Source organism: Hydrogenophaga sp. (assembly GCF_031426985.1).
Lineage (GTDB): Bacteria > Pseudomonadota > Gammaproteobacteria > Burkholderiales > Burkholderiaceae_C > Hydrogenophaga.
Genome location: NZ_JASJOY010000057.1, coordinates 788 through 1247, shown reverse-complemented (window position 1 = coordinate 1247; position 460 = coordinate 788). Strand labels below are relative to the sequence as shown.

Annotated in this window: 1 pseudogene; it reads right to left on the bottom strand. The window is 61.1% G+C overall.

What is annotated here, in order from left to right:
• Positions 1 to 460: pseudogene (locus RMP09_RS08120) on the bottom strand (argininosuccinate synthase domain-containing protein); the annotation flags it as partial.

Below are 460 nucleotides of genomic sequence, written 5' to 3'. Positions count from 1 at the left end.
GATGATGCGGTTCTCGATCTGGTCGCTCATGCCCAGGCCGTGGCGGCCGCCGATCTCGTTGGCCTTGAGGAACAGCTCGACCGGCGAGGCGAAGGTCTGGCCGTTGAGGGCGACCGGTTGACCTTCCTCGAAGCGTATGGTGACTTCTTCGGCCTTGACTTCGACTTCCGGCTTCCAGAACGCCACGCCCATGATGGGGTTGACGATTCGGATGCCGCTGTTGAGGTGTTCCAGGTCCTTGGCTTCGTGGGTGGCGCCGAGCATGTTGCTGTCGGTGCTGTAGGCCTTCTCGACGGACATCTTGTAGTCGAAGCCGTTGGCGATCAGGAACTCGCTCATTTCCTTGCGGCCGCCCAGTTCGTCGATGAAGCGCTGGTCCAGCCAGGGCTTGTAGATCTTCAGGCTGGGGTTGGTCAGCAGGCCGTAGCGGTAGAAGCGCTCGATGTCGTTGCCCTTGAAG